Origin of the sequence: Streptomyces sp. NBC_00620 (genome assembly GCF_026341825.1) — a bacterium.
Taxonomy (GTDB): Bacteria; Actinomycetota; Actinomycetes; order Streptomycetales; family Streptomycetaceae; genus Streptomyces.
Map to the genome: position 1 here is coordinate 2014599 of NZ_JAPENY010000001.1, position 25299 is coordinate 2039897.

The window sequence follows — 25299 nt, forward strand, 5'->3', positions numbered from 1 at the left end:
CCAGGCCCCTGTTCGGCCCAGTCGGCGGGGCCATCCGTGGCGCCCGTTCCCCCAGGCGTACGCCTTGAACAGGACCGCGGACGCAGGTACGGGACACGATCGCTGTCATGCGCTCACCTCGCCGCCATCCCCTGCTCGTGCCGGCTCTGCTGTGCGCCGTCGCGGTTCTCGCGGCCCGGCCCACCGCGGCCGAGGGCGAGTCCGGGACCGAGCCCGGTATCAGCGCCCAGGTGGCGCGGCTGTACGAGGACGCCTCCGTGGCGGCGCGGCAGTACGAGGCGGGACAGCAGGAAGCGGAAGCGCAGCGAGCGAGGGCGCAGCGGGCCGAGGAACTGCTCGCGCGGGAACGGCAGGACATCGCGGTGCTGCACGACGACCTCGGCCGGATCGCGCGCACCCAGTACCGCCAGGGCGGTGGCCTGCCGTACACCGCGCAGCTGCTCCTCGCGGACAGCCCCGAGGAGCTGATGCGCGGTCAGCGTGCCGTGTGGCAGGCGGATCTCGCAGTCAACAACGCCGTCAGCAAGAGCCGCCGGGCGGAGGCCAGGCTCGCAGCCGACGAGGCGAAGGCCCAGTCGGAGTGGCAGGCGCTGGAGCAGCGCAACGGTGAACTCGCCGAGATGAAGCGGACCATCCAGGCGAAGCTGGACGAGGCACGGTCGGTACTCCAGGGCCAGGCGGACGCCTCGGTCATGGCGGGCTCCTGCCGTGGCGCCGTCCGGCTCGACCAGCCGGAAACGGACGCCACGCGCGCGTGGGTCGCACCGGTGGAGACGTACGAACTCTCCGCGAGTTTCGGCAGCGGCGGTGAGCGCTGGGCGAGCCGGCACACCGGGCAGGACTTCGCGGTGCCGATCGGCACGCCGGTGCGGTCGGTCGGGGCGGGCCGGGTGGTGAAGGTGTCGTGCGGTGGCGCCTTCGGCATCGAGATCGTGGTCCAGCACCCGGGCGGCTACTACACGCAGTACGCGCACCTCGCCGCCGTCACCGTCGACCAGGGGGAGCAGGTCGCGGCCGGGCAGTGGATCGGGCAGTCGGGCACGACCGGCAACTCGACCGGGCCGCACCTCCACTTCGAGGTGCGGGTCACGCCGGAACTGGGTTCGGGGATCGACCCCGTGCCGTGGCTGGCCGAGCACGGGGTTCAGCTGTAGTCCCGCGGGAAGGGCGTGGTCGGCGGGAACCGCTACCCCGGCAGCTCGGCGATGATCTGCTCGATCACCACCGCCACCCCGTCCTCGTTGTTGGCGACCGTGCGCCCGGAGGCTGCGGCGATCACGGCGGGGTGGGCGTTGCCCATCGCGTACGAGCGGCCTGCCCAGGTGAGCATCTCGACGTCGTTCGGCATGTCACCGAAGGCGATGACCTCCTCGTGGGAGATACCGCGCTCGGCGCAGCACAGCGCGAGCGTGCTCGCCTTGGAGACACCCGGGCCGCTGATCTCCAGGAGGGCGCTGGGGCTGGAGCGGGTGACGCCGGCCCGGTCGCCGATGGCCAGGCGGGCGACGGTGAGAAAGTCGTCCGGGTCCATGTCGGGGTGGTACGCGAGCACCTTGAGCACCGGCTGATCGGCGTCGAGGGCGTCCTCGGCGAGGAGCTTCTCGGCGGGCGCGATGATCTCCGGGGGCTCCATGTGCATGGACGGGTACGCCGGTTCGAGGTGGAGTCCGTACGTGCGCTCGACGGCGACCACCGTGCCGGGGGCGGTGGCCCGGAGCAGCTGGATGACGTCGAGGGCGACATCGGGCGCAAGCTCGCGGATCTTGACGAAGCGGTGGGCGCCGGGGCCGCCGTGCAGGTCGACCACGGCGGCGCCGTTGCCGCAGATCGCCAGGCCGTGCCCGTGGACATGGTCGCTGACGACGTCCATCCAGCGGGCCGGGCGGCCGGTGACGAAGAAGACCTCGATGCCGGCCTGCTCGGCGGCGGCGAGGGCGGCGACCGTGCGCTCGGACACCGACTTGTCGTCGCGCAGCAGAGTGCCGTCGAGATCGGTGGCGATCAGCCGGGGCGGAACCATGGAGGCCGGGGTCTCGGGCCGTCGAGTCGCTGAGGTCACCCGGCCATTCTCCCGCATATGCGTGCACGGGCGGGCGGCGGGCCGCACATCTGAGTGATTACCGTCCTCACCAGTGCAGTTACGCCCCGCTTTCGCGGCGCCGGTCTCCACCTGCGGTCGGTCTTCGAAGGAACCTTGAGCCTCGGTCCGCGCCGACCTCGGACCCAGCCCGCGCCGACCCCGGACCGACCCCGCGCCGAGGGCGAATACCCCCGCGTGGCCCACTCGTTTCCCAGATTTAACGCACGACACCTTGGCGCGCCCTGTCTACGCGCGTAACTTGAGCCAACTCCCCACAGCAGCCACACCATGTGCCGCCCGCCGGTGGCGCGTTGACGTTCAAGACGTAGCAAGACGTACAAGGAGGCAGTCAGCGTGTCCAAAACGCCACGCAGCAGACCCCGTTGGAGCCGTGCCGCCTATCCCCTCATCTCGACGGGAGTGGCCGGGGCGTTCGTCCTGACGGCGATCCCCGCCGCCTTCGCGACGCCTTCCGCAACCTTGGTGGTCGCCGAGGTGTACGGCGGTGGGGGCAACTCGGGCGCGACGCTCACCAGGGACTTCATCGAACTCGGCAACGCCGGCTCGGCGTCGCAGGACCTGTCGGGCTACAGCGTGCAGTACCTGCCCGGTTCGCCGTCCGCGTCCTCCCAGTGGGGAGTGACCGCGCTCACCGGCTCGGTCGCCGCCGGAGGACGCTTCCTGATAGCCGAGGCGGCGGGCACCGGTGGGACGGTGGCCCTGCCCACCCCCGATGCGACCGGTACCACCGCGATGAGCGCGACCACCGGAACGATCGCCCTGGTCTCCGGCACCACGGCGCTCACCTGCAAGACCGCCGCGGACTGCGCGGCCGACACCCGGATCGTCGACCTGGTGGGCTACGGCAGCGCGGTCGTACGGGAGGGCAGCGGCCCGGCGGCCGGTGCGTCCAACACCGCCTCCGTCTCGCGGGCCGAGTCCCTGGCGGACACCGACGACAACGCCGCCGACCTCACCACGGGCGCGCCCTCCCCGTTCAACTCGGCCGGTGAGACGGCCGGTTCCGGCGACGGCGGCGGTGGCGGAGACGACGGCTCGACCGAGCCCGGCACGGTCCGGGTCCACGACATCCAGGGGACCACTCGGCTGTCCCCGCTCGCCGGGCAGACGGTCACCCGGGTACCGGGCATCGTCACCGGGGTGCGTACCTCCGGCTCGAAGGGCTACTGGCTCCAGGACCCGACGCCCGATGCCGACGCCCGCACCAGCGAGGGCGTCTTCGTCTACACCGGCTCGGCGGCTCCGGCCGTGAAGGTCGGCGACAGCGTTCTGACCACCGGCAAGGTCAGCGAGTACTACCCGAGCAGCGGCAGCCAGTCGGTCACCGAGATCACAGGGCCCACCACCAAGGTGCTCTCCAGCGGCAACGCGCTGCCGGAGACCGTCACCCTGGACGCCACCACCGTTCCGGACGCCTACGCGCCCACCGCGGACGGCGGCAGCATCGAGGCCCTCGCCCTCGAACCGGCCGTGTACGCACTGGACTTCTACGAGTCCCTCGAGGGCATGCGGGTCGCGGCCACCGACACACGTGTGACCGGTGCGACGGACGAGTATGACGAGCTGTGGGTGACGGTCAAGCCCGAGGAGAACCCGACCTCGCGCGGCGGCACGCTCTACTCCTCGTACGACCAGCAGAACACCGGCCGTATCGAGGTGATGTCCATCGACGACACCGCCACGTTCCCGGTGGCGAACGTCGGTGACGTGCTCTCGGGCACCACGGCCGGCCCGCTCGACTACACCACCTACGGCGGCTACGCCCTCCAGGCCACCCAGCTCGGCACACTCACCGTCAACGGGCTCAAGCCCGAGGTGACGCGCAAGCAGAAGAACAAGGAGCTCGCGGTCGCCACGTACAACGTGGAGAACCTGGACGCGCTCGACTCCCAGGAGAAGTTCGACCGGCTGGCCGCCGGTGTCGCGGTCAGTCTGAAGTCCCCGGACATCGTCGCCCTGGAGGAGATTCAGGACGACACCGGGGCCACGAACGACGCCACCGTCACCAGCGAGGCGACGCTGACCCGGTTCACCGACGCGATCGTCGCGGCGGGCGGCCCCCGGTACTCCTGGCGCTATGTCGCGCCCGAGAACAACCAGGACGGCGGCGAGCCCGGCGGCAACATTCGCCAGGTCTTCCTCTTCAACGCCAAGCGGGTCTCCTTCACCGACCGTGCGGGCGGCGACGCCACCACCGCGACCGGCGTGGTGAAGACCCGCAAGGGCGCGCAGCTCACCTACTCGCCGGGCCGGATCGACCCGGGCAACGACGCGTGGGCGAACAGCCGCAAGCCGCTGGTGGGCGAGTTCACCTTCCAGGGCGAGCAGGTCTTCGTGATCGCCAACCACTTCACGTCCAAGGGCGGCGACCAGTCGCTGCACAGCCGCTACCAGCCGCCCGCCCGCAGCTCGGAAACGCAGCGGAACGCCCAGGCCGCCGAGGTCAACACCTTCGTCAAGAGCCTGCTCGCCGCCGACAGGAGCGCCAAGGTCGTCGTGCTCGGCGACCTGAACGACTACGAGTTCTCGCAGACGGTGACCACGCTCACCGCCGGCCGGGTGCTCACGCCCCTGATCACGACGCTCCCCGCCGCCGAGCGCTACACCTACGTGTACGACGGCAATTCGCAGACCCTGGACCACATCCTGACCAGCCCGGCCGTCACCGCGTTCGACTACGACGTGGTGCACATCAACGCCGAGTTCAGCGACCAGGCGAGCGACCACGACCCGCAGATCGTCCGTATCGACATCAACAAGTGCGGGAAACGGTGATCTCTCTCCCGTACTGATTTTCCGGTACTGGACTTCCCGTCGTACTGGCCTCTCGCCGTGCCGCCCCGCCATCGGGGGGCGGCACGGCGAGAGCCGTTTCCGCCCCGCTGCGGTCCGGGGCGCCGACGGCATCGCCGTAGGCTCTGAGTCATGAGTCTGCGTCTGAGCACCGTGATCCTGCCGTACCGCCGCTGGAACGATGGCGGCCGTGCCCCATGGCAGCGCGCAGAGGAACTCGGTTTCCACACCGCCTACACCTACGACCACCTGTCCTGGCGGACCTTCCGCGACGGGCCCTGGTTCGGCGCCGTCCCGACCCTGACCGCCGCCGCGTCGGTGACTCAGCGGATGCGCTTGGGCACTCTCGTCACCTCGCCCAACTTCCGCCACCCGGTGACCCTCGCCAAGGACCTGATCTCCCTCGACGACATCTCGGACGGCCGGATCACCCTGGGTATCGGCGCGGGCGGCACCGGCTTCGACGCCACGGCGCTCGGCCAGGAGCCCTGGACCCCGCGCGAGCGCGCCGACCGTCTCGGCGAGTTCGTACCGCTGCTCGACCGCCTCCTCACCGAGGACTCCGTCTCGTACGGCGGCGACTTCTACTCGGCGCACGAGGCCCGCAACATTCCCGGCTGCGTCCAGCGACCCCGGCTGCCCTTCGCGGTGGCCGCCACCGGGCCGCGCGGTATGAGGCTCGCCGCCCGGTACGGGCAGGCGTGGGTGACGACCGGAGACCCGAAGCTGTACGAAACGGGCACGCCCGAAGAGTCCCGCAGGGCGATCCAGGACCAGGTCGACAAGCTCGGCAAGGCCTGCGCCGACATCGGACGCGACGCCGACGCCATGGAGAAGATCCTGCTCACCGGCTTCACCCCGGACCGGCAGCGCCCGCTGGAGTCCGTCGACGCCTTCGTCGATTTCGCGGGCAGCCACGCCGCCCTGGGGATCACCGAGATCGTCCTCCACTGGCCCATCCCGGACTCGGACTTCGCAGCCGACGAAACGGTCTTCGAACGCATCGCCACCGAGGGGCTCGCTCAGCTGGGCTGACGAGCACAGGATTCATTGCGTGCCGCCCGGGGCAGGAGCGGGCGGTCAGCGCACCCGGCCGCTCAGCCAGGGGCTGAGGTGGATCATCAGCAGGTGTTCCTTGTACGTCCGGTCGCCGGGCAGCGGCACGATGAGCCGGTAGCCGGGCGGGAACCGGCGCGCTTTGACGTATGCGAGGCCGCCGAAGAGGGAGCGCAGGAAGGCGGGTACGTCGTCGCGCGGGACGTCGGCGAATTCGACGCCCTCGACCGTGATCAGCGCGTCGTCCTCCGGATAGAGCCGCACGCTCACCCGGGGCAGTCCGCCGAACTCCGCGAAGGCCTCGTGCGGCAGTGATCCGTCCGGATCGGCGGTCACGCCGACGCCCGCGGCGCTTCGGCGGGACGTCTGGTCGGCGCCTATGTCGTGGGTGACCTCGATCTCACGCGCGTATTCGGCGGCGATCGCCCGGAGTGCGGTGACGGCGGCCTCGGTGCTGGGGAGCTGCTCCATGGTCCCGATCATCCATCAAGGCGATGTCAGTGCGGGGCGGGGAACCGGATGTACTGCGGCGGTACGGCCCCGGTGAGCCACACCCCGTTCGCGCTGACGTGGAAGACATGGCCGTCGCGGTCCATGGCGGCGGCGTCCACGGAGAGCACGACGGGCCGGCCGCGGCGGGCGCCGACGCGGGTGGCGGTCTCGCGGTCGGGCGAGAGGTGCACGTCGTGCCGGTTCATGGGTTTGAGGCCCTCGGCGCGGATCGCGTCCAGGTTGCGGGCCACCGTCCCGTGGAAGAGGTACGCGGGCGGTGTCGCCACGGGCAGTGCGAGGTCGACCTCGACGGAGTGGCCCTGGCTGGCGCGGATCCGGGTGCCCTCGACCGCGAAGCGCCGCTTGTCGTTCGTGGCCACCACGTGATCGAGCTCCTCGCGCGTGAACCGGAAACCGTGCGTCGCCGCCGCTTCGATCAGCGTCCCGATCTCGACCCAGCCGCCCTCGCCGAGGGTCAGTCCGATCCGTTCGGGCTGGTGCCGCAGGTGCTTCGAGAGGTACTTCGACACCTTCACGGTGCGTCTTTCGTCCATCCCGCAAGGGTGCCTGGCGGGATGGAGATCACGCATTTGATTTTGGTCCTGAGGTTTGATCCACAGCCAAGTACGGTTATCCACAGGGGAATTGGCGATTCTGTGGACAACACACAAGTCATTTAGGGTAGTTCGTCAACTATGCGTTCTTTGTTATGGTTTGTCGCGAGCTGGTCCAAGGTGCGGGCCTGCACCTCCCGTTCGGCCGCCGCGGCGATGAAGGCGGCGACCTGTCCGGCACCAACCAGCTTCTCCACGGCCCCTGTTGTAGCGGCCGGGAGTGCCACGAGATGTGTCTCGGGCATGGGCTGCGGCACCTTGTCCGCGCCAAGGTGCTGACGCAGGTGCCGGTTGGCGAACAGCCGCATGGCGCGGGCCAGTTCAGCGTCCACCGTCTGCTGCGCGAGCGGCCGCAGGCGTCGTACGAGTGAGGCCGCCTCGGTCGCTTCCGCGTCCGTCGGAGGGTGCTCCCCCAGATAACGGGCGAACACGTGCTCGGTCGTGAACTCCAGGAAACGGGAGGCGATGTGCTCGACCTGACCCCTCAACTCCCGCAGATGGCCTGAGATTGCGGACAGCGGAACCCCCGCCGCGTACAACTCGACTGCCACAGCGAGCTCTTGAGGGCTCGGAACCAGGAAGAGATTCGCGTCCCCCGGTACGGGCTCCAGCACGCCCAGTTCGATCGCGTCGGCGACCGCCGCGTCGTCAGGGCGGCCGCCGAACCTCTCGTCCAGCTCGGCCCGTGTGATCCGTACGGCCTCCTCGTCGGTCCACGGCCCGTCGACCTCCGCGACCAGACCGAGGACCCCGCCCAGGCCCCGGCCCGCGTCCCAGGCCTCCAGGAGTTCCTTTATGGAGGCCAGCGTGTAGCCCCGGTCCAGGAGGTCGGCTATCTGGCGCAGCCGGGCCAGATGGGCGTCCGCGTACACGTTGGCGCGGCCGCGCCGCTCGGGGCGGGGGAGCAGACCGCGGTCCTGATAGGCGCGGATGGTCCGGACCGTGGCACCGCTGTGGTGCGCCAGGTCCTCTATCCGGTACGCGGGACCGGCCACCGGACCGACACGGGCCTCCGCACGGAGAGGGCCCGCCGGACCAACACCCGCCGGACCGACACCCACCGCCCCTCCCGCCCCGTCCACCGACTCCTCGTTCACGATCCCGCCCTCCCCGCCTCGCTAAGCGATGGCCGCCCGCCCGATCGCCCCCGCCGCCGAACGCGCCGCCGGAGACTGCGCCAGATACTCCACCGCTCTGCGCAGCGAGCCCTCCTGCGACGGATGGTAGGACCGCCGCAGATAGCGGGGTACCGCCGCGCCGAGCGCCTTCCAGGAGGGCAACAGCCCCTTGCCTACGGCCCTGTTGTGGGCGGCGAGCGAATAACGCAGGCGCCCGGCGAGCTGGGGGTCGTGGCGTATGAGATAGGCGGCGCCCCATGCCCACAGGTAGAGCAGCACGGGCGCGGTGACCGCCATGCCGGCGACCCGGCGCGCGTAACGGGGCAGGCCCTCGCCGCCGCAGTGCTGGTACATGTCGAAGGCGACCGCGCGGTGTTCGACCTCCTCCGCGCCGTGCCAGCGCAGCAGGTCGAGCATGACCTCGTCGGCGTCGGCGAGATCCAGGCCCTCGGCCGACAGGATCCAGTCGCCAAGGACCGCAGTGAACTGCTCGATCGCCGCGATCACCGACAGCCGGAAGCGCAGCCACTCCGGGGGCGGTACCGGTGCGCCCAGGGGCGGTTGCTCGCCCAGCAGCTTCTCGAAGAGGAAGTCGACGTACTTCGTGAAGTCCGCGGTGTCGAGCCGCTGCGCCGCCAGATGATCGAGGACGTACGCGTGCTGCACGCTGTGCGTCGCCTCCTGGCCCATGAACCCCTTGACGTCCTTGAGGAGTTCGGGGTCGCCGACGAGCGCGAGTGCCTCCTTGAAGACCTTCACGAACCACCGCTCCCCCGCGGGCAGCAGCAGATGCAGCACGTTGATGACGTGGGTGGCGGTCGGCTCCTCCGGGATCCAGTGGAGCGGGGTTCTCTCCCAGTCGAAGGAGACCCGCCTCGGGGTGATGGCGTGCTGCTCGCTCACAGCGGTGGCTCCAATCGTGCGCTCACAGCGGTGGCTCCACTCGTGCGATCGCGCGCAACGCCCTCGGTGTGAAGCGGGACATGAGGTGGGCGCCGCGAGCCTCCGGGGTGACGGGCACGACCGCCTGGTTGCGGACGACGGCGCGCAGGATCGCGTCGGCCACCTTCTCCGGCGGGTAGTTGCGCAGCCCGTACAGCCGCGCCGACTTCTTCTGGCGCCGCTTCTCCTCGCCCGCGTCCACGCCGGCGAAGTGCGCGGTCGAGGTGATGTTGGTGTTGACGAAGCCGGGACAGATCGCCGAGACACCGATGCCCTGCCCCGCGAGTTCCGCGCGCAGGCACTCGCTGAGCATCAGCACGGCCGCCTTGGACGTGCTGTAGGCGGGCAGCGCCTTCGAGGGCTGGTACGCCGCCGCCGAGGCGGTGTTGACGATGTGGCCGCCCTGCCCGCGCTCGGCCATCTGCTTCCCGAAGAGCCGGCAGCCGTGGATCACGCCCCACAGATTGACGTCGAGGACCTTCTTCCAGTCCTCCGGGGTCGTGTCGAAGAAGGACCCCGAGAGCCCGATCCCGGCGTTGTTCACCAGCACGTCCACGACGCCGTACTCGGTGGCGACCTTCTCGGCGAGTTTCTCCATGGCCTGCTCGTCGGAGACGTCGACGGTCTCGGCCCAGGCTTCGGGGGAGCCGATCAGCCGGGACATCTCCGCGGTGCGGGCCGCGCCCTCCGCGTCACGGTCGACGGCCACCACGCGCGCGCCGGCCTCCGCGAACGCGAAGGCGGTGGCCCGCCCGATGCCACTGCCCGCGCCGGTGACCAGCACGAGCTGCCCGCCGAACCGGTCCGCGTACTTGCCGGTGGCCGCGATGTCGCCCACGGGCACACCGTCCTCGTTGGCGTGCACGAACTCGGTGATCCAGGCCGCCAGTTGATCGGGCCGGGTGCGCGGAACCCAGTGCTTGGCCGGGAGCGTACGGCGTACCAGCCCCGGGGCCCATTGCTCCAGCTCGTCGTACAGGTGCTCGGAGAGGAACGCGTCCCCCAGGGGCGTGACGAGCTGCACGGGCGCGTGTGCGTACGCGTCAGTGCGCGGCCTGCTCAGCCGCGCCCGTACGTTGTCCCGGTACAGCCAGGCTCCGTGCGCCGCGTCCGAGGGCAGCGACGGGGTCGGGTAGCCGTCCGAGGGGACCTTCTCGATGCGCTGCAGGATCTTCGGCCACAGCTTGCCGAGGGGGCCGCGCCAGGCCAGCTCGGGCAGCACCGGCGTGTGCAGCAGGTACACGTACCAGGACTTGGCGCCCTGGCCGAGGAGCTGGCCGACTCTGCGCGGAGTGGGCCGCTTCACGCGCTGCTTGATCCAGTGCCCGAAGTGGTCGAGTGAGGGCCCGGACATCGAGGTGAAGGACGCGATGCGGCCCTCGGTGCGCGCGACCGTGACGAACTCCCACGACTGCACCGAACCCCAGTCGTGCCCCACCAGGTGTACGGGCCTGCCGGGGCTGACGGCGTCCACGACGGCCAGGAAGTCGTCCGTCAGCTTCTCCAGCGTGAACCCGCCCCGCAGCGGCCGCGGCGCCGAGGACCTGCCGTGCCCGCGGACGTCGTACAGCACGACGTGAAAGCGCGCGGAGAGCCGCCCGGCGACCTCGGCCCACACCTCCTTGGAGTCCGGATAGCCGTGCACGAGCACCACCGTGGGCCGCTCGGGATCGCCCAGCTCGGCGACGCACAGCTCGACTCCGCCCGTCCGCACCCTGCGCTCGCGCGCCCCCGTGAGACTCACTTGTCCTCCGCCCAGCGCCGCACGTGCGGCAGATCGTCGTCCAGCCAGAACGCGCTCGCCTCAGGGTCCTTGGAGTCGGTGACGACGAGGATCTCCTCGAACTTCGCGCCCGTACCCCGGAATCCGAGGTGCGGTTCGACCGCCCACAGCCCCGGCCGGGGCGGATGGTCGGAGAACCTGTACGGCGACCACAGCGGCGACCAGCCCTCGCGGTGCCCGCGCAGCGCGTCGCCCGCCAGCCCCTTCAGGGACTGGGTGCCGAACCCGAACAGGTGGGGTGACCAGGGGCGTTCCTTCACCCGGTCGACCTTGTGGGCGATCACTCCGAACGGATACGCGCGGTGCCGGTTCGCATAACCCTGGCGGACCATCAGCCGGTCCACGTCCTCGTAGATCTCGCGCAGCGGGCGGCGCTCGCGCACCTCGCGCAGGATCAGCTCGCGGTGCGCCTCCAGGTCGGCCATCAGCTTGTCCTGCACGGGGTTCAGCCCCAGGGAGCCCGAGTAACCGATGTCCGCCGTAAAGCCCTTGTAGACCGGGGCCATGTCGAGGATGAACGGCATCCCCGCCTTCAGACGGCGGTTGGTGGGGAAGAACTGCAGCGGGATACGGAAGTTGACGAACGCCGTGCGGTCCCCGAACCAGGCGAAGGGCAGATGGAACCAGTCCCGCACCCCGCGCTCGCGCAGCCACGCACGCTGCATTCCCGCCGCCTCGCGCTCGGTCACACCCGGCTTCAGCTGCGCCGCGACCGCCTCCGCGCACTCGTAGGCGAGACGCTGCACTTCCCGGAATCCCCGCAGCTCCGCGGAGAGTTCACTTGTCGCTGCACTGCTCATGCCACCGTCCGTCCACCACGATCGCGGTACGTGCCCGTAACTTGACACTGATGAATGTGACAATGGTTGGAGGCTGCGTCAATAGGCCTGCGCGACCCCTGTGGACAGCCGGGCTGATGTGCATAACCCATCGCCGGTTGTTCGACCTAAGGGGGGACCCTTACGGAGCCCCTACACCTGAAGAGGGACGCCGATACAGCTCCCAGGTCTGACGACCCACTGTGGCGTGCGCCACTACCTTCGAAACGTGACTGTGATCGCGACCGAAAGCCTGAGCAAGCGGTTCCCCAGGGTGACCGCTCTTGACCGGCTCTCCGTGGACGTCGGACCCGGTGTGACCGGACTCGTCGGAGCCAACGGAGCCGGCAAGTCCACATTGATCAAGATCCTGCTGGGTCTGTCCCCCGCCACCGAGGGCCGCGCGCAAGTGCTGGGCCTCGACGTGGCCACCGAAGGTGCCGCCATCCGCGAGCGGGTCGGGTACATGCCCGAGCACGACTGCCTGCCGCCCGACGTCTCGGCCACCGAGTTCGTCGTCCACATGGCGCGCATGTCCGGGCTCCCGCCGGCCGCGGCCCGCGAACGCACCGCGGACACGCTGCGCCACGTCGGCCTGTACGAGGAGCGGTACCGCCCCATCGGCGGCTACTCCACGGGCATGAAGCAGCGCGTCAAGCTCGCGCAGGCCCTCGTCCACGACCCGCAGCTGGTCTTCCTCGACGAGCCGACCAACGGCCTCGACCCGGTCGGCCGCGACGACATGCTCGGCCTCATCCGCCGTATCCACACCGACTTCGGTATCTCGGTGCTTGTCACCTCGCACCTCCTGGGCGAGCTGGAGCGCACCTGCGACCACGTCGTCGTCGTGGACGGCGGCAAGCTGCTGCGGTCCAGCTCCACCACGGACTTCACCCAGAACACGACGACCATCGCCATCGAGGTCACCGACACCGACGAGCACCCGGACGGCACCCGCGCGGTGCGCGACGTGCTCCACGCGCGCGGGGTGGAGACCCACGACGGCAGCGGCCTGCCGGGCGCCGGGCACATCCTGCTGCTCACCGCCGAGGGCGAGGAGACCTACGACCTCGTCCGCGACGTCGTCGCCGACCTAGGCCTCGGCCTGGTCCGCATGGAGCAGCGCAGGCACCACATCGCCGAGGTGTTCCACACCGAGAGCGACCAGAACGGCGAGCGCGAGCAGCGGAAGGAGGCGGTCGGCCATGGCGGTTGAGCAGCCCCAGGTCCAGCCCACGGCCCGACCGGGCGAGCAGACCCGGATCCACAACATTGGCTACCGCAACTACGACGGCCCGCGCCTGGGCCGCGCGTACGCCCGCCGGTCGCTGTACTCGCAGTCCCTGCGCGGCAGCTACGGATTCGGCCGCTCGGTCAAGTCCAAGGTTCTGCCCATGCTGCTCTTCGTGGTGATGTGCGTTCCCGCGCTGATCATGGTGGCGGTCGCGGTCGCCACCAAGGCGAAGGACCTGCCCGTCGACTACACGCGCTACGCGATCATCATGCAGGCCGTCATCGGCCTCTACGTGGCCTCCCAGGGACCCCAGTCGGTCTCCCGCGACCTGCGCTTCAAGACCGTACCGCTGTACTTCTCGCGTCCCATCGAGACCGCCGACTACGTACGCGCCAAGTACGCGGCGCTGGCTTCCGCGCTGTTCGCGCTCACCGCCGCACCGCTGATCGTGCTCTACGTAGGGGCGCTGCTCGCCAAACTCGACTTCGCCGACCAGACGAAGGGACTCGCACAGGGACTGGTCTCCGTGGCACTGCTGTCGCTCCTCTTCGCCGGCATCGGCCTGGTCATCTCGGCGGTCACCCCGCGCCGCGGCTTCGGTATCGCGGCCGTCATCGCCGCGCTGACCATCTCCTACGGGGCGGTGTCCACGCTCCAGGCCATCGCCGACGCGCAGTCCAGCTCCAGCAGCATCCCCTGGCTCGGCCTCTTCTCACCCATCACGCTCATCGACGGCGTACAGACCGCCTTCCTCGGCGCGACCTCCTCCTTCCCCGGCGCGGCCGGCCCGAGCAACGGAGAGGGCGTCGTGTACGTCCTCGTCGTCCTGGGCCTCATCGCCGGCTGCTACGGCCTCCTGATGCGCCGCTACCGAAAGGTCGGACTGTGACCACGCTCACCATCGACCACGTCTCGCGCTGGTTCGGCAACGTGGTCGCCGTCAACGACATCACGATGACGGTCGGCCCCGGAGTCACCGGCCTGCTCGGCCCGAACGGCGCCGGGAAATCCACCCTCATCAACATGATGGGCGGCTTCCTGGCCCCCTCCACGGGCACCGTCACCCTCGACGGTCAGCCGACCTGGCGCAACGAACAGATCTACAAGAAGATCGGCATCGTCCCCGAGCGCGAGGGGATGTACGACTTCCTCACCGGCCGCGAATTCGTCGTCGCCAACGCCGAGTTGCACGGACTCGGCGCGAAGGCCGCACAGCGGGCACTCGCCACGGTCGAGATGGAGTACGCGCAGGACCGCAAGATCTCGACGTACTCCAAGGGCATGCGGCAGCGCGTGAAGATGGCGAGCGCCCTCGTCCACGACCCGTCGCTGCTGCTGCTCGACGAGCCGTTCAACGGCATGGACCCACGCCAGCGCATGCAGCTCATGGACCTGCTGCGGCGCATGGGCGACGAGGGCCGCACGGTGCTGTTCTCGTCCCACATCCTCGAAGAGGTCGAACAACTCGCCGCGCACATCGAGGTGGTGGTCGCAGGGCGGCACGCCGCGAGCGGCGACTTCCGGCGCATCCGCCGGCTGATGACCGACCGCCCGCACCGCTACCTCGTCCGCTCTAGCGACGACCGCGCCCTCGCGGCCGCCCTGATCGCCGACCCGTCGACCGCGGGCATCGAAGTCGACCTCGCCGAGGGTGCGTTGCGCATCCAGGCCGTCGACTTCGGCCGGTTCACCGCCCTGCTGCCCCGGGTCGCGAAGGACCACGGGATCCGGCTGCTCACGGTCTCGCCGTCCGACGAGTCCCTCGAATCCGTCTTCTCGTATCTCGTCGCGGCGTAGGAGGCCACAGATGTACGACCCCACAGTCGCCCGGCTCACCTACCGGGCCCTGCTCGGCCGTCGCCGGGCCCTCATCCTCGGCGCGCTGCCCGTCCTGCTGATCGTGATCGCCGTCGCGGTGCGCGGCCTCGCCGGGGCCGACGACCAGACGGCCGCGGACGTCCTCGGCGGGTTCGCGCTCGCCACGATGGTGCCGATCATCGGTGTCATCGCCGGTACGGGCGCCATCGGGCCCGAGATCGACGACGGCTCGGTGGTGTATCTGCTCGCCAAGCCGCTGAAGCGGCCGACGATCATCTTCACCAAGCTGATCGTCGCGATCGCCGTCACCATGGCGTTCTCGGCGGTGCCGACCTTCATCGCGGGCATGATCCTCAACGGCAATGGCCAGCAGGTCGCCGTTGCCTACACCGTGGCCGCCCTCGTCGCCTCGATCGCATACGCCGCGATGTTCCTGCTCCTGGGGACGATCACCCGGCACGCGGTCGTCTTCGGCCTCGTCTACGCGCTCGTCTGGGAGGCCCTCTTCGGGTCCCTGGTGTCCGGCGCGCGCACGCTCAGCGTCCAGCAGTGGGCGCTCGCCGTGGGCCACAAGGTCACCGGCGGCGACCTCATCACCTCGGAGGTCGGACTCACGACCGCAACGGTGCTGCTGGTCGCGGTCACGGTGCTCGCCACCTGGTACGCCGGGCAGCGGCTGCGGTCGCTGACGCTGGCCGGCGAGGAGTGAGAAGGGGCTCCACGCACGCGTGGAGCCCTCTTTTCTTGACAGAGGCTTCACGTCTGTCTGTGCACACTGGGCGGACGGGGACGCACGGCCAGGAGGAACGGGGATGGCAGCCGAGGAACCACGGGGTGACGGTCGCGAGCAGTCCGGGGACGGAGCCGGGGCCGACGACGCCTGGGACGACCTCGTCCTGGACGAGGCCTTCATACGGTCCGCCGAGACGGCCGAGCCGTCGGCCCGCGCGCGTATGCTCGCCGCCCGCTGGCGCGACGGGGGACCCGATCCGCAGCCCTGGCGCTCCGACGAGCCGCCCGCGGGCTGGTTCTTCAGCAAGGGCCGCCGGCGCAGGTGGCGCCGCCGCTAGCCAGGGAGTTCCGCCCGGTTTTATTCGTTGGCGTCCAACTCGGCGTACGGGCACAGTAGTTATGTCAACGCCGCCGGTTCGAGTCGGCGCCATGTTCTGGGAGTGGAGCGCGACGATGTTCATCAGGAGCATGACGTCGAGTTCCCGACAGGGCAGCCCGCGGCGGGTTCCGGAGTAGCCACCTCTCCGTAGAACCCGCTCCGCACGGGGGGCTGCCCGGGGCGGCCGCTTCGAGCGCGCACTCGCGCGGGCCGCCCACCCATTCGCTGCCGCTGTGATCTGGCGGCATTCCGATCCGCCGCTCCGCGGCGGGATTTCCGCTCCCGTCCGCCCTGCAAAGGGGCGGGCGGGACGGCGCGGTGGCTACGGCTGCGCCAGCAACCTCTCCAGCACCACCGCGATGCCGTCCTCCTCGTTCGAGGTCGTCACCTCGTCCGCCACCGCCTTGAGTTCCTCATGGGCGTTGGCCATCGCCACGCCGTGCGCCGCCCAGGCGAACATCGGGATGTCGTTGGGCATGTCGCCGAAGGCGATCGTGTCCGCGGCCTTTACGCCGAGGCGACGGGCCGCCAGGGACAGCCCCGTCGCCTTGGAGAGACCGAGGGGGAGGAGCTCCACTATCCCGGCGCCCGCCATGGTCACCCCGACCAGACCGCCCGCGACCTCCAGGGCCACCGCGGCGAGCTCGTCGTCGGAGAGCGTCGCGTGCTGCACGTACACCTTGTTCAGGGGCGCCGACCAGAGGTCCGCCGCGTCCTTGATCGGCACGACCGGGAGCGGGCCGTCGTGCCTCCGGTAACCGGGCCCGACCAGCACCTCGCCGTCGAGGCCGTCGCGGCTGGCGGCCAGCAGCAGCGGGCCGACCTCCGCCTCGATCTTGGCGAGCGCCAGACCGGCCAGCTGCCGGTCCAGGGTCACCGAGGTGAGCAGCCGGTGCTCCCCCGCGTCGTACACCTGCGCGCCCTGACCGCACACCGCGAGGCCCTCGTAGCCGAGGTCGTCGAGGATGTGCCGGGTCCAGGGCACCGCGCGCCCGGTGACGACGATGTGCGCGGCGCCCGCCGCGGTGACCGCGGCGAGTGCCTCACGCGTACGTTCCGAGACCGACTCGTCGGAGCGCAGCAGCGTTCCGTCGAGGTCGGTCGCGACGAGCTTGTAGGGGAACGGCCGGGTCGACGCGATCGACTCGGCCGACCCCGTCGCCCCAGTGGTGCTGCCAGTCACTTGGAGATCGGCTCCAGGACCTCACGGCCGCCCAGGTACGGACGCAGTACCTCCGGCACCCGCACGGATCCGTCGGCCAGCTGGTGGTTCTCCAGGATCGCCACGATCGTGCGCGGTACGGCGCACAGCGTGCCGTTCAGCGTCGAGAGCGGCTGCACCTTCTTGCCGTCGCGCATCCGCACGGACAGGCGGCGCGCCTGGAAGCCGTCGCAGTTCGAGGCCGAGGTCAGCTCGCGGTACTTGCCCTGGGTCGGGATCCACGCCTCGCAGTCGAACTTGCGGGTCGCGGAGGCGCCGAGGTCGCCCGAGGCTACGTCGATCACCTGGAAGGGCAGCTCGAGGCCGGTCAGCCACTGCTTCTCCCAGTCCAGGAGCCGCTTGTGCTCGTTCTCGGCGTCCTCGGGAGCGACGTACGAGAACATCTCGACCTTGTCGAACTGGTGCACGCGGAAGATGCCACGCGTGTCCTTGCCGTACGTGCCGGCCTCGCGGCGGAAGCACGGCGAGAAGCCGGCGTACCGCAGCGGCAGCTTGTCGGCGTCGATGATCTCGTCCATGTGGTACGCCGCGAGGGGGACCTCGGAGGTGCCGACCAGGTAGAGGTCGTCCTTCTCCAGGTGGTACACGTTCTCCGCGGCCTGGCCGAGGAAGCCGGTGCCCTCCATGGCGCGCGGGCGGACAAGGGCCGGGGTCAGCATCGGGATGAAGCCGGCCTCGGTGGCCTGCGCGATCGCCGCGTTGACGAGGGCGAGCTCCAGGAGCGCGCCGACACCGGTGAGGTAGTAGAAGCGCGAGCCCGACACCTTGGCGCCGCGCTCGACGTCGATCGCGCCCAGCGCCTCGCCGAGCTCCAGGTGGTCCTTGGGCTCGAAGCCCTCGGCGCCGAAGTCACGGATCGTGCCGTGCGTCTCCAGGACGACGAAGTCCTCCTCGCCGCCGACCGGGACGTCGGGGTGCACGAGGTTGTCGAGCTGGAGCAGGAGCCGCTTGGTCTCCTCGTCCGCCTCGTGCTGCTCGGCGTCGGCCGTCTTGACGTCGGCGGCCAGCTGACCGGCCTTCTTCAGCAGCTCGGCCTTCTCGTCACCCGAGGCCCTGGGGATCAGCTTGCCGAGCGCCTTCTGCTCGGAGCGCAGCTCGTCGAAGCGGAGGCCGGACGACCTGCGCCGCTCGTCGGCGGAGAGGAGGGCGTCGACGAGCGCGACGTCCTCTCCACGGGCGCGCTGGGAGGCGCGAACACGGTCGGGGTCCTCACGGAGCAGGCGAAGGTCAATCACCCCTCAAGGTTACCGGTGCGTGCTTCCGGCCAACGACTCGATATTCCGTGGCGTTACTTCTGTCACGTTATGACCGAAATGCCGGACTGAATCTCTTGATCGGGTCTTGGTCGGGTCTTGATCAGTAATGCGTGTCAATAAAAAGGGCGATGCTCCCCGAATCGGGGCATGTGACGGTTGGCCGGTTGACTGGATTCCCTTGGGGGGCACGGGATTTGAGGGGGGCGTTGTCCACAGGGTCCTATGCCTCCGTGAAGTTATCCACAGGCTGTGTGGATGATCTGTGGACTACGGAAGTGATCATTCCGAAAATCGCGGCCGGGGTGAGGAATTCCCGGGTCAAACCATCCCTACACCCACGTTCGAGTGGATTCGAGCGGAAATGCTTCGCTCCATAGGATTGACCAAAGGAAAAGAGTGGACGAGGGGTGACGTGCGGGCCTGTGGACGAATCAGGGGCCCGCAGGCCGATTTGTCGACGATGTAGCACTTCGTTGTCGACTTGTCCCCAGGTCGAGAAGCGCGCCTGTGGATAACTCTTGTGGATGACGAAAATCAGCAGGTAGGACCGGCGCGGCGGGCACTGGTGGGGCTGGTGGGACCGGCGCGACGGCTGGTGACGACCGACGACGGGCTAGAACCGGCCGTCGTGGCACCGCGCGACCCAGTCGGCCGCCGCCACGAACTCCTCGTCCGACGTCCCCCGCAGCGGAGCGCGTACGGCCTCCACACTCACGTCCGCGCGCGGGTACGACCCGAGGAACCGCACCTGGAGGCAGATCCGCTTGAGACCCATCAGCGCCTCGGCCACCCGACGGTCGGAGATGTGGCCCTCGGCGTCGATGCAGAAGCAGTAGTTGCCGATGCCCTCGCCGGTCGGCCGGGACTGCAGCAGCATCAGGTTGATGCCGCGCGTGGCGAACTCGCCAAGGAGGTCGCGCAGCCCACCGGGGTGGTCGTCACGCTGCCACAGGACCACGGAGGTCTTGTCCGCGCCGGTCGGCGCCGCGGGCCGGGCGGGCCGTCCCACCAGCACGAACCGGGTCTGCGCGTTCTCCGCGTCGTGGATACCGGTCTCCAGCGGCTCCAGGCCGTAGGGGCCCGCCGCGAACTCGCCCGCGAAGGCGGCGTCGTAGCGGCCCTCCTGTACGAGGCGCGCACCGTCCGCGTTCGACGCCGCGGACTCCCACAGCACGTCCGGGAGGTTCGCCTTCATCCAGTTGCGCACCTGCGGCTGCGCGGCCGGGTGCGCGGTCACGGTCTTGATCTCGGACAGCTTCGTGCCGGGCCTGACCAGCAGCGCGAAGGTGATCGACAGCAGCACCTCGCGGTAGATCATCAGCGGCGTGCCAGCGACCAGCTCGTCGAGGGTCGTGGTGATGCCGCCCTCCACGGAGTTCTCGATCGGCACGAACGCGGCCTCGGCCTCGCCGTTGCGGACGGCGTCGAGCGCGGCGGGAACCGACACCATCGGGACGAGCTCCCGGGTGGCAGCCTCCGGAAGCGTCCGCAGGGCGACTTCGGTGAACGTGCCCTGAGGACCGAGATACGCGTAGCTGGCTGGCATGACCTCACCCTAATGGGCCTTGCGGGACCCGGCTCACGCCTGTGGAAACAACCATCCCGGAGAGCGACGTCCACCCCTGTGGAAGCCGCCGCCCCGGAGAGGGCCGCTCACCCCTCCAGCAACCGCTGCCCCACGTACTCCCCCTCCGCCGCCCCGCCCGGCACCGCGAACAGTCCGCTCGACTCGTGGCGGATGAACTCGGAGAGTGCGTCGCCGCGGTCGAGCTTGCGCTGGACGGGGACGAAGCCGCGGACCGGGTCGGCCTGCCAGCAGACGAAGAGCAGGCCCGCGTCGGGCACCCCGTCCGTGTCGAAGCCGTCGTGGAAGGAGAACGGCCGGCGCAGCATCGCGGCGCCGCCGTTCTGGTCGGGCCTGGTGATGCGGGCGTGCGCGTTGATGGGGACGACCAGGTTGCCGTCGGCGTCGGTCTTGTCGAGGTTCATCCCGGTGGTCTCGTCGCCGCCGCTGAGCGCCGCCCCGGTGGACTTCCTCCGCCCGATGACATCCTCCTGGGCCTTCACCGAGAGCTGCTCCCAGTCGTCGAGGAGCATGCGGATCCGGCGTACGACGGCGTACGAGCCGTTAGCCATCCACGCCGGGTCGCCGGAGGCAGGCACGAAGATGCGCTCGTCGAAGTCGGACTCGGCCGGCTTCGGATTGCGGGTGCCGTCGAGCTGGCCCATCAGGTTGCGGGCCGTCATGGGCTGGGCGGTGGCGCCGGGCGAGCGGTTGAAGCCGTTCATCTGCCAGCGCACGCGGGCCGCGCTGCCCGCATCCTTCTGGATCGCGCGCAGGGCGTGGAAGGCGACCAGGGCGTCGTTCGCGCCGATCTGCACCCACAGGTCGCCGTTGCTGCGGGCCTTGTCGAGGTGGTCGGAGGAGAAGTCGGGCAGCGGGTCCAGGGCGACCGGGCGCTGCTTCTCCAGGCCCGTACGGGAGAAGAAGCTGTGGCCGAAGCCGAAGGTGACCGTCAGGGACGAGGGTCCGGCGTCGCGGGCGACATCCGTGTCGTCCTGAGCGGCGGCCTCGCCCGCCATCAGCCGCTGGGCCGTCGTCGACCAGCGGCGCAGCAGCGCGGCCGCCTCCTTGCGGCCCGCGCCCGCCGTCAGGTCGAAGGCGACGAGATGGCCGCGGGCGTGGAGGGCGTCGGTGATGCCGGCCTGATGTTTCCCGTGAAACATCGCCGTGTCCGCGCCAACTGAGGTGAGCGGCACGGTCTTGTCGGAGGGGGCGGCGGCGTAACCCGCGGCCCCGCCGGCCGCACCGAGCACGAGCCCGGTGGCACCGGCGGTGCCCAGCAGCCGCCGCCGCGAAATGCCCTCCCCGGGGGAGGCGTTTTCGGAAACGGTCTCCCTGGAGGCCTCCGACGTGGACTGGTCAGCCATGGTGAGGTTCAGCCGATCTTCGCGTTCTTGTCTACGGTCACTTGGTCGATGTCGGAGGTCCGCACGGTCACCTCGACCTTCCAGTCGCCCGCCAGGGGGATCTGCACCCCGCTCGCCGTCCAGTGGCCGGTGGCGATGCGGTCGGGGGTCACGGGCAGCGGGCCGATGTCCTTCGCCTCCAGGGTGAAGGCGACCTTCACCTCGGGGACGTCGAAGGCCTTGCCGTTGGGCCGCACTACGAAGACATGCATTTCGTTGCCGCCGACGCGGGCCGGGTCGAGGGTGACCTCCACGGTGCCCTTGCCGTCCTCGGCGCCCGTGTCGAACGGGATCTTCAGCGACAGCGGTCCGGACTGCTGGGAGGAGGACGACGAGGTGGCCGCCTTGGCGTCCTCCTCCGTGCGCCCCGGCTCGGTGGAGGTCAGCACCGTCGTGATCGCGAGCAGGACGACGGCGACGCCCGCCTCGGCGAGCACCGAGCGGCGCAGGCCCGAGCGGAGCGGGTCGGAGTCGCGGAGGCGCTTGTCGCGCGCGGTGGCCACGGCGGCCCGCTGCCGGGCGAGCTGGGCCGCCCGCCGTGAGTCACCTGAGCCCGCGGCAACCTTCGTCCGCGTCTTGGCGCGCTGCTCGACCACGGCCGCCGCGACGGCCTCCGGAGCCGGCACCTCCGACAGCTGCCCCGTCCAGCGTCGCGAGATCCACGCGATGCCGACGAGGACCGTCACCAGGCCGATCTTGACGAGCAGGAGCTGCCCGTACGCCGTGTCGGTGAGCGCCGACCAGGAACCGACCTGGCGCCACGCCTGGTAGCTTCCGGTCGCGACCAGCGCGATCACGCTGCTGAACGCGACGCGCGAGAAACGGCGGACGGCCGACGCATCGATCTGCGCGTCGGCGGGCGCCCGGAACAGGGCCACCAGCAGCGTCGAGAGCCCGCCGAGCCAGAGGGCGACCGCCAGCAGGTGCAGGACGTCGACGGGCATCGCCAGGCCCGTCTGGATGCCGGTCGAGGCGTGCTCGGCCATCGCCCAGGTCGCGGCCAGGCCCGCCGCGACGACGGCTCCGCCGATCGCGAGCCCGAAGGTGAGGTCCTTCTTCTCGGTAGCGGCGTCCTCGGCGGCATCTGCTTCTGAATCGGCGGCCTCCGCCTCGGAGGCAGCCGCCTCGTCCCGCTTCACGTACGCCCCGAAGAGCACCGCGATGAACAGCGCGCCCGCGGCGAGCAGCAGCAGCCGCGACACCAGCGCCGCGCCCGCCTTGGTCTGCAGCACCTGCCCGAGCAGCGACAGGTCGAAGATGTCACCGACCTTGCCGGAGCCGACGTACGAACCGCGCAGGAGGAGCAGCGCGAGGGTGGCGCCGGTCAGCGCGAGCCACCCGGAGACCACCAGGCGCTGCACCGGGCGGACCCCGGCGCCCCGCTGCCAGCAGGCGAGCACGAAGGCCGCGCCGCCGACGAGGAGGATGAACCCGGCGTACGAGATGTAGCGCCCGGCGTCGTAGAGCACACCGACGAATCCGCCGCCCGCCGCCTGGCCGGAGACCGCCACGGAGGTCTGCGAGGGCGCGCCGATGGAGAACGTGAAGGCGCCCGAGACGGGGTGGCTGTCCGCCGACACCACCTGGTAGGTGACCGTGAACGTGCCGTCGGGCAGCCCCGAGTGCAGCTGCACGGCGTACGTGGTGCCGCTCGTGCTGGTCGCCTTGCCGGTGTCGACGCGCTCGCCCTTGGGGTCGAGGACCTGGAGGGCGTTGTCGGAGAGCGCGACCTGCTCGGAGAACGTCAGCGAGACCTGAGTGGGTGCCTTGTCGACCACCGTCCCCTGCATCGGGTCGCTCCCGGTCAGCGCGGCGTGCGCGGAGGCGGGCGCGGCGCCGGCCAGCAGCGCGCCGGCGACGGCGAGGAACAGCAACAGCAGCGTCCGTACACGCGCGACGCCATGTGTGGCGCCACGGGGAGCGATGGTCCGCGTCACAGGTGATCCCTCCCTCAGTGCCCGGTCTTCGGGTTGTACGTCGCGGACTTCACCGGCATGGAGACCTTCACCGTGCCGGACTTGGCGAAGTGCAGTTCCACTGCCACCTTCTCGCCCTGCTTCGGCTGGTGGGTGAGGTTTTCGAACATGAGGTGGTTGCCGCCGCTGGCGAAGTCGAGTGTGCCGTCGGCGGGCACGGCGAAGGACGTCTTCTCCTCCATCGTGCCGCCCTTGGTGGCGTGCAGGGTGACGTCGTCCGAGAGGTCGCTGGTGACGGAGGTCAGGGTGTCGGCGCCGCCGGAGTTGGTGACGGTGAAGAAGCCGGCCGCCATGGTGTCCATGCTCGGGGCGGGCATGTAGGCACCGGTGACCTTCAGGTCGGGCTCTGCCGAGGTGCTGGCGGAACTGTCCGCGCCGCACCCCGCGAGCGCCAGGGCCGCGACGGCCAGTACGGCGGCTCCCGTCCGACGACGCCTCACGGGTTCTGCCCCTTGATGAGCTTGGGGAGGTCCTTGATGTAGTCGTCGACGGTGGCGTCCTCGCCGTAGAGCACATAGCCCCCGTCGGTCTTCGGCGAGAACGCGATGACCTGGGTGCCGTGCACGGAGACGAGCTTGCCGTTCTTGTCCTTCGACGTCGGCTCGATGGAGATGCCCAGGGTGCGGGCGCCGGCCTGGATCGTGGCGAAGTCGCCGGTCAGACCGACGAAGTCGGAGTCGATGCCCTTGAGCCACTTGCCGAGCGCGGCAGGGGTGTCGCGGTCGGGGTCGGTGGTGACGAACACGACGCGGAGCTTGTCCTGCTCGGCCTTGGGCAGCGCCTTCTTGGCGACGGCGAGGTTGTTCATCGTCAGCGGGCAGACGTCGGGGCAGTGGGTGTAGCCGAAGTAGATCAGCGTCGGGACGCCCTTGGTCTCCGCGCGGAGGTCGTACTTCTTGCCCTTCGCGTCGGTGAGTACGAGGTCCGGCTTCTCGAACGGCTGGTCGAGAACCGTCGCGGCCTTGTCGGAGCCGGCCTCGGCCGACACATCGGCGACCGGCTTGTTGCTGTCCTCGCCGCTGCCGCAGGCGGAGAGGGTCAGAGCGGCGGCGGCGAACAGGGCGGCCACGGCATACGTCTTCTTGCGCATACAAAAATGTCCCAGATGTGAGTGCTCCGGTGCGCACCGGGGTCGTACGACGGCCAGTACGGCGATGCCGCACGACCTCCGGTGTGCACCGAGAGTGCGATGGACCTCAGGCGTTGGTGCGCCGGCGGCCGGCGAGCACGCCGTACGCCACGCCCGCCACGCCGACGACGATGCCGACGACGCCGAGCACGCGGGCGGTGGTGTCACTGCTGTCGGTGGACGCGGAGGTGACCTCGGTGGCCGCCGCCTGCTCCGCGGACGCGTTTGAGGCGTCGTCCGAGGGGGTGGCGGTGCCGGTGGCTCCGTGGTGGCCCTCCTCGGTCGCCGCGCTGAGCGCGAGCACCGGAGCCGGGTTCTCGGGCTCCTCCTCGCCCTCCTTCTGCTCCTCGATCCAGCGGACGACTTCCTTGTTGGAGTACGTCTGGATCGCCTTGAAGACGAGTTCGTCGGCGTCCTCGGGGAGCGCGCCGATGGAGAGCGGGAACTTCTGGAAGAAGCCCGGCTGGATGCCCTTGCCGGTCGCGGTCCAGGTGACCTTGGTGACGGCCTCGGAGATCGTCTCGCCGTGCAGTTCGAGCGGCTTGTCCAGCGTGGACTTGGTGACCTTGGCGGTCCAGCCGGCGACCGGCTCCGGCATGACGGAGGCGAGCGGGTGGTCGGTCGGGAAGTTGACCTCGAGCTTGGTGGTCGAGGCGTCGTCGCGTTCGTTCGGGACCTTGAAGTCGACCGTGGCGTAACCGCCCTTGGCGGCCTCGCCCTCCGGCTGCACGCTGACGTGCGCGAACGCGGGGCCCGACAGGACGAGGACGGCCGAGGCGGCCACGGCACCGGTGGCGGCGATACGGGAAATCTTCATGACAGGGAGCACTCCACACTTCGAGTCCGATGACATCGGATGGAATCCG

23 protein-coding genes are annotated in these 25299 nt (G+C 70.1%); 8 read left to right on the forward strand and 15 right to left on the reverse strand.

What is annotated here, in order from left to right; translation table 11 throughout:
- Positions 1-107 precede the first annotated feature (107 nt).
- Positions 108-1154: a M23 family metallopeptidase gene (locus OG246_RS09235; protein WP_266458570.1), complete on the forward strand. Its 1047-nt coding sequence runs from the start codon at positions 108-110 to the stop codon at positions 1152-1154.
- A 32-nt stretch (positions 1155-1186) separates the two neighbouring features.
- Here OG246_RS09235 and OG246_RS09240 read toward each other — a convergent pair whose 3' ends face one another.
- A complete protein-coding gene (locus OG246_RS09240) occupies positions 1187-2077 on the reverse strand; it encodes a Cof-type HAD-IIB family hydrolase (protein ID WP_266458573.1) in 891 nt (296 codons plus the stop codon).
- Between the two features lie 423 nt (positions 2078-2500).
- Here OG246_RS09240 and OG246_RS09245 point away from each other — a divergent pair, with 423 nt between their 5' ends.
- Together OG246_RS09245 and OG246_RS09250 are read left to right on the forward strand one after the other, a co-directional pair.
- Positions 2501-4876, forward strand: coding sequence for an endonuclease/exonuclease/phosphatase family protein (locus OG246_RS09245; RefSeq protein WP_323178314.1), 2376 nt, complete (start codon positions 2501-2503; stop codon positions 4874-4876).
- A gap of 150 nt (positions 4877-5026) precedes the next feature.
- A complete protein-coding gene (locus OG246_RS09250) occupies positions 5027-5929 on the forward strand; it encodes an LLM class flavin-dependent oxidoreductase (RefSeq protein WP_266458575.1) in 903 nt (300 codons plus the stop codon).
- 45 nt (positions 5930-5974) lie between these two features.
- On the opposite strand, the gene OG246_RS09255 is transcribed toward OG246_RS09250, so the two are convergent.
- From OG246_RS09255 to OG246_RS09280, 6 genes are all read right to left on the reverse strand, one after another.
- Positions 5975-6433 (reverse strand): hypothetical protein, encoded by a 459-nt coding sequence (locus OG246_RS09255; RefSeq protein WP_266458578.1) that lies wholly within the window; start codon positions 6431-6433, stop codon positions 5975-5977.
- A 14-nt stretch (positions 6434-6447) separates the two neighbouring features.
- Positions 6448-6996 (reverse strand): RNA 2'-phosphotransferase, encoded by a 549-nt coding sequence (locus OG246_RS09260; protein WP_266458580.1) that lies wholly within the window; start codon positions 6994-6996, stop codon positions 6448-6450.
- A gap of 122 nt (positions 6997-7118) precedes the next feature.
- Complete coding sequence (locus OG246_RS09265) at positions 7119-8051, reverse strand: MerR family transcriptional regulator (protein ID WP_266464003.1); 933 nt, start codon at positions 8049-8051, stop codon at positions 7119-7121.
- 123 nt (positions 8052-8174) lie between these two features.
- Complete coding sequence (locus OG246_RS09270) at positions 8175-9077, reverse strand: metal-dependent hydrolase (protein ID WP_266458582.1); 903 nt, start codon at positions 9075-9077, stop codon at positions 8175-8177.
- A gap of 22 nt (positions 9078-9099) precedes the next feature.
- A complete protein-coding gene (locus OG246_RS09275; protein ID WP_266458585.1) occupies positions 9100-10860 on the reverse strand; it encodes an SDR family oxidoreductase in 1761 nt (586 codons plus the stop codon).
- Positions 10857-11699: a M24 family metallopeptidase gene (locus tag OG246_RS09280; protein ID WP_266458588.1), complete on the reverse strand. Its 843-nt coding sequence runs from the start codon at positions 11697-11699 to the stop codon at positions 10857-10859. The genes OG246_RS09275 and OG246_RS09280 overlap by 4 nt, the downstream gene beginning before the upstream one ends.
- 253 nt (positions 11700-11952) lie before the next feature.
- Between OG246_RS09280 and OG246_RS09285 the strand changes: the two genes are divergently transcribed.
- The 5 genes from OG246_RS09285 to OG246_RS09305 all read left to right on the forward strand — a co-directional run bounded on the left by OG246_RS09285 (position 11953) and on the right by OG246_RS09305 (position 15839).
- The gene (locus OG246_RS09285; protein ID WP_266464008.1) at positions 11953-12933 is read left to right on the forward strand and encodes an ABC transporter ATP-binding protein; all 981 of its coding nucleotides are present in this window, start codon (positions 11953-11955) and stop codon (positions 12931-12933) included.
- Positions 12923-13840 (forward strand): ABC transporter permease, encoded by a 918-nt coding sequence (locus OG246_RS09290; protein WP_266458591.1) that lies wholly within the window; start codon positions 12923-12925, stop codon positions 13838-13840. Before OG246_RS09285 ends, OG246_RS09290 begins: the two co-directional genes overlap by 11 nt.
- Entirely contained in the window at positions 13837-14748 is a 912-nt protein-coding gene (locus OG246_RS09295) for an ABC transporter ATP-binding protein (protein ID WP_266458594.1), read from the forward strand. The genes OG246_RS09290 and OG246_RS09295 overlap by 4 nt, the downstream gene beginning before the upstream one ends.
- Before the next feature lie 10 nt (positions 14749-14758).
- Positions 14759-15478 (forward strand): ABC transporter permease, encoded by a 720-nt coding sequence (locus tag OG246_RS09300; protein WP_266458601.1) that lies wholly within the window; start codon positions 14759-14761, stop codon positions 15476-15478.
- 103 nt (positions 15479-15581) lie between these two features.
- Entirely contained in the window at positions 15582-15839 is a 258-nt protein-coding gene (locus OG246_RS09305) for a hypothetical protein (protein ID WP_266458603.1), read from the forward strand.
- A 363-nt stretch (positions 15840-16202) separates the two neighbouring features.
- Here OG246_RS09305 and OG246_RS09310 read toward each other — a convergent pair whose 3' ends face one another.
- The 8 genes from OG246_RS09310 to OG246_RS09345 form a co-directional block, all read right to left on the reverse strand.
- Complete coding sequence (locus tag OG246_RS09310; protein WP_266458605.1) at positions 16203-17063, reverse strand: HAD family hydrolase; 861 nt, start codon at positions 17061-17063, stop codon at positions 16203-16205.
- A complete protein-coding gene (gene serS, locus OG246_RS09315) occupies positions 17060-18337 on the reverse strand; it encodes a serine--tRNA ligase (protein WP_266458608.1) in 1278 nt (425 codons plus the stop codon). The genes OG246_RS09310 and serS overlap by 4 nt, the downstream gene beginning before the upstream one ends.
- Positions 18338-18971: 634 nt before the next feature.
- A complete protein-coding gene (gene pheA / locus OG246_RS09320; protein WP_266458611.1) occupies positions 18972-19904 on the reverse strand; it encodes a prephenate dehydratase in 933 nt (310 codons plus the stop codon).
- Positions 19905-20011: 107 nt separating this feature from the next.
- Complete coding sequence (gene efeB, locus OG246_RS09325) at positions 20012-21289, reverse strand: iron uptake transporter deferrochelatase/peroxidase subunit (protein ID WP_266458614.1); 1278 nt, start codon at positions 21287-21289, stop codon at positions 20012-20014.
- A gap of 8 nt (positions 21290-21297) precedes the next feature.
- Entirely contained in the window at positions 21298-23265 is a 1968-nt protein-coding gene (locus OG246_RS09330; protein ID WP_266458617.1) for a copper resistance CopC/CopD family protein, read from the reverse strand.
- A gap of 14 nt (positions 23266-23279) precedes the next feature.
- Entirely contained in the window at positions 23280-23744 is a 465-nt protein-coding gene (locus tag OG246_RS09335; protein ID WP_266458620.1) for a copper chaperone PCu(A)C, read from the reverse strand.
- Positions 23741-24394, reverse strand: a complete 654-nt coding sequence (locus OG246_RS09340; protein WP_266458623.1) for an SCO family protein — start codon at positions 24392-24394, stop codon at positions 23741-23743. The genes OG246_RS09335 and OG246_RS09340 overlap by 4 nt, the downstream gene beginning before the upstream one ends.
- Before the next feature lie 106 nt (positions 24395-24500).
- Positions 24501-25250, reverse strand: a complete 750-nt coding sequence (locus OG246_RS09345) for a YcnI family protein (protein WP_266458626.1) — start codon at positions 25248-25250, stop codon at positions 24501-24503.
- Between the last annotated feature and the right edge of the window lie 49 nt (positions 25251-25299).

Coding starts and splice junctions, on each gene's coding strand:
- efeB (WP_266458614.1), bottom strand. CDS start 21,289: ATGGCTGACCAGTCCACGTCGGAGGCCTCCAGGGAGACCGTTTCCGAA.
- OG246_RS09260 (WP_266458580.1), bottom strand. CDS start 6,996: ATGGACGAAAGACGCACCGTGAAGGTGTCGAAGTACCTCTCGAAGCAC.
- OG246_RS09235 (WP_266458570.1), top strand. CDS start 108: ATGCGCTCACCTCGCCGCCATCCCCTGCTCGTGCCGGCTCTGCTGTGC.
- OG246_RS09305 (WP_266458603.1), top strand. CDS start 15,582: ATGGCAGCCGAGGAACCACGGGGTGACGGTCGCGAGCAGTCCGGGGAC.
- OG246_RS09280 (WP_266458588.1), bottom strand. CDS start 11,699: ATGAGCAGTGCAGCGACAAGTGAACTCTCCGCGGAGCTGCGGGGATTC.
- OG246_RS09250 (WP_266458575.1), top strand. CDS start 5,027: ATGAGTCTGCGTCTGAGCACCGTGATCCTGCCGTACCGCCGCTGGAAC.
- OG246_RS09290 (WP_266458591.1), top strand. CDS start 12,923: ATGGCGGTTGAGCAGCCCCAGGTCCAGCCCACGGCCCGACCGGGCGAG.
- OG246_RS09255 (WP_266458578.1), bottom strand. CDS start 6,433: ATGATCGGGACCATGGAGCAGCTCCCCAGCACCGAGGCCGCCGTCACC.
- pheA (WP_266458611.1), bottom strand. CDS start 19,904: ATGCCAGCCAGCTACGCGTATCTCGGTCCTCAGGGCACGTTCACCGAA.
- OG246_RS09240 (WP_266458573.1), bottom strand. CDS start 2,077: ATGCGGGAGAATGGCCGGGTGACCTCAGCGACTCGACGGCCCGAGACC.
- OG246_RS09345 (WP_266458626.1), bottom strand. CDS start 25,250: ATGAAGATTTCCCGTATCGCCGCCACCGGTGCCGTGGCCGCCTCGGCC.
- OG246_RS09340 (WP_266458623.1), bottom strand. CDS start 24,394: ATGCGCAAGAAGACGTATGCCGTGGCCGCCCTGTTCGCCGCCGCCGCT.
- OG246_RS09300 (WP_266458601.1), top strand. CDS start 14,759: ATGTACGACCCCACAGTCGCCCGGCTCACCTACCGGGCCCTGCTCGGC.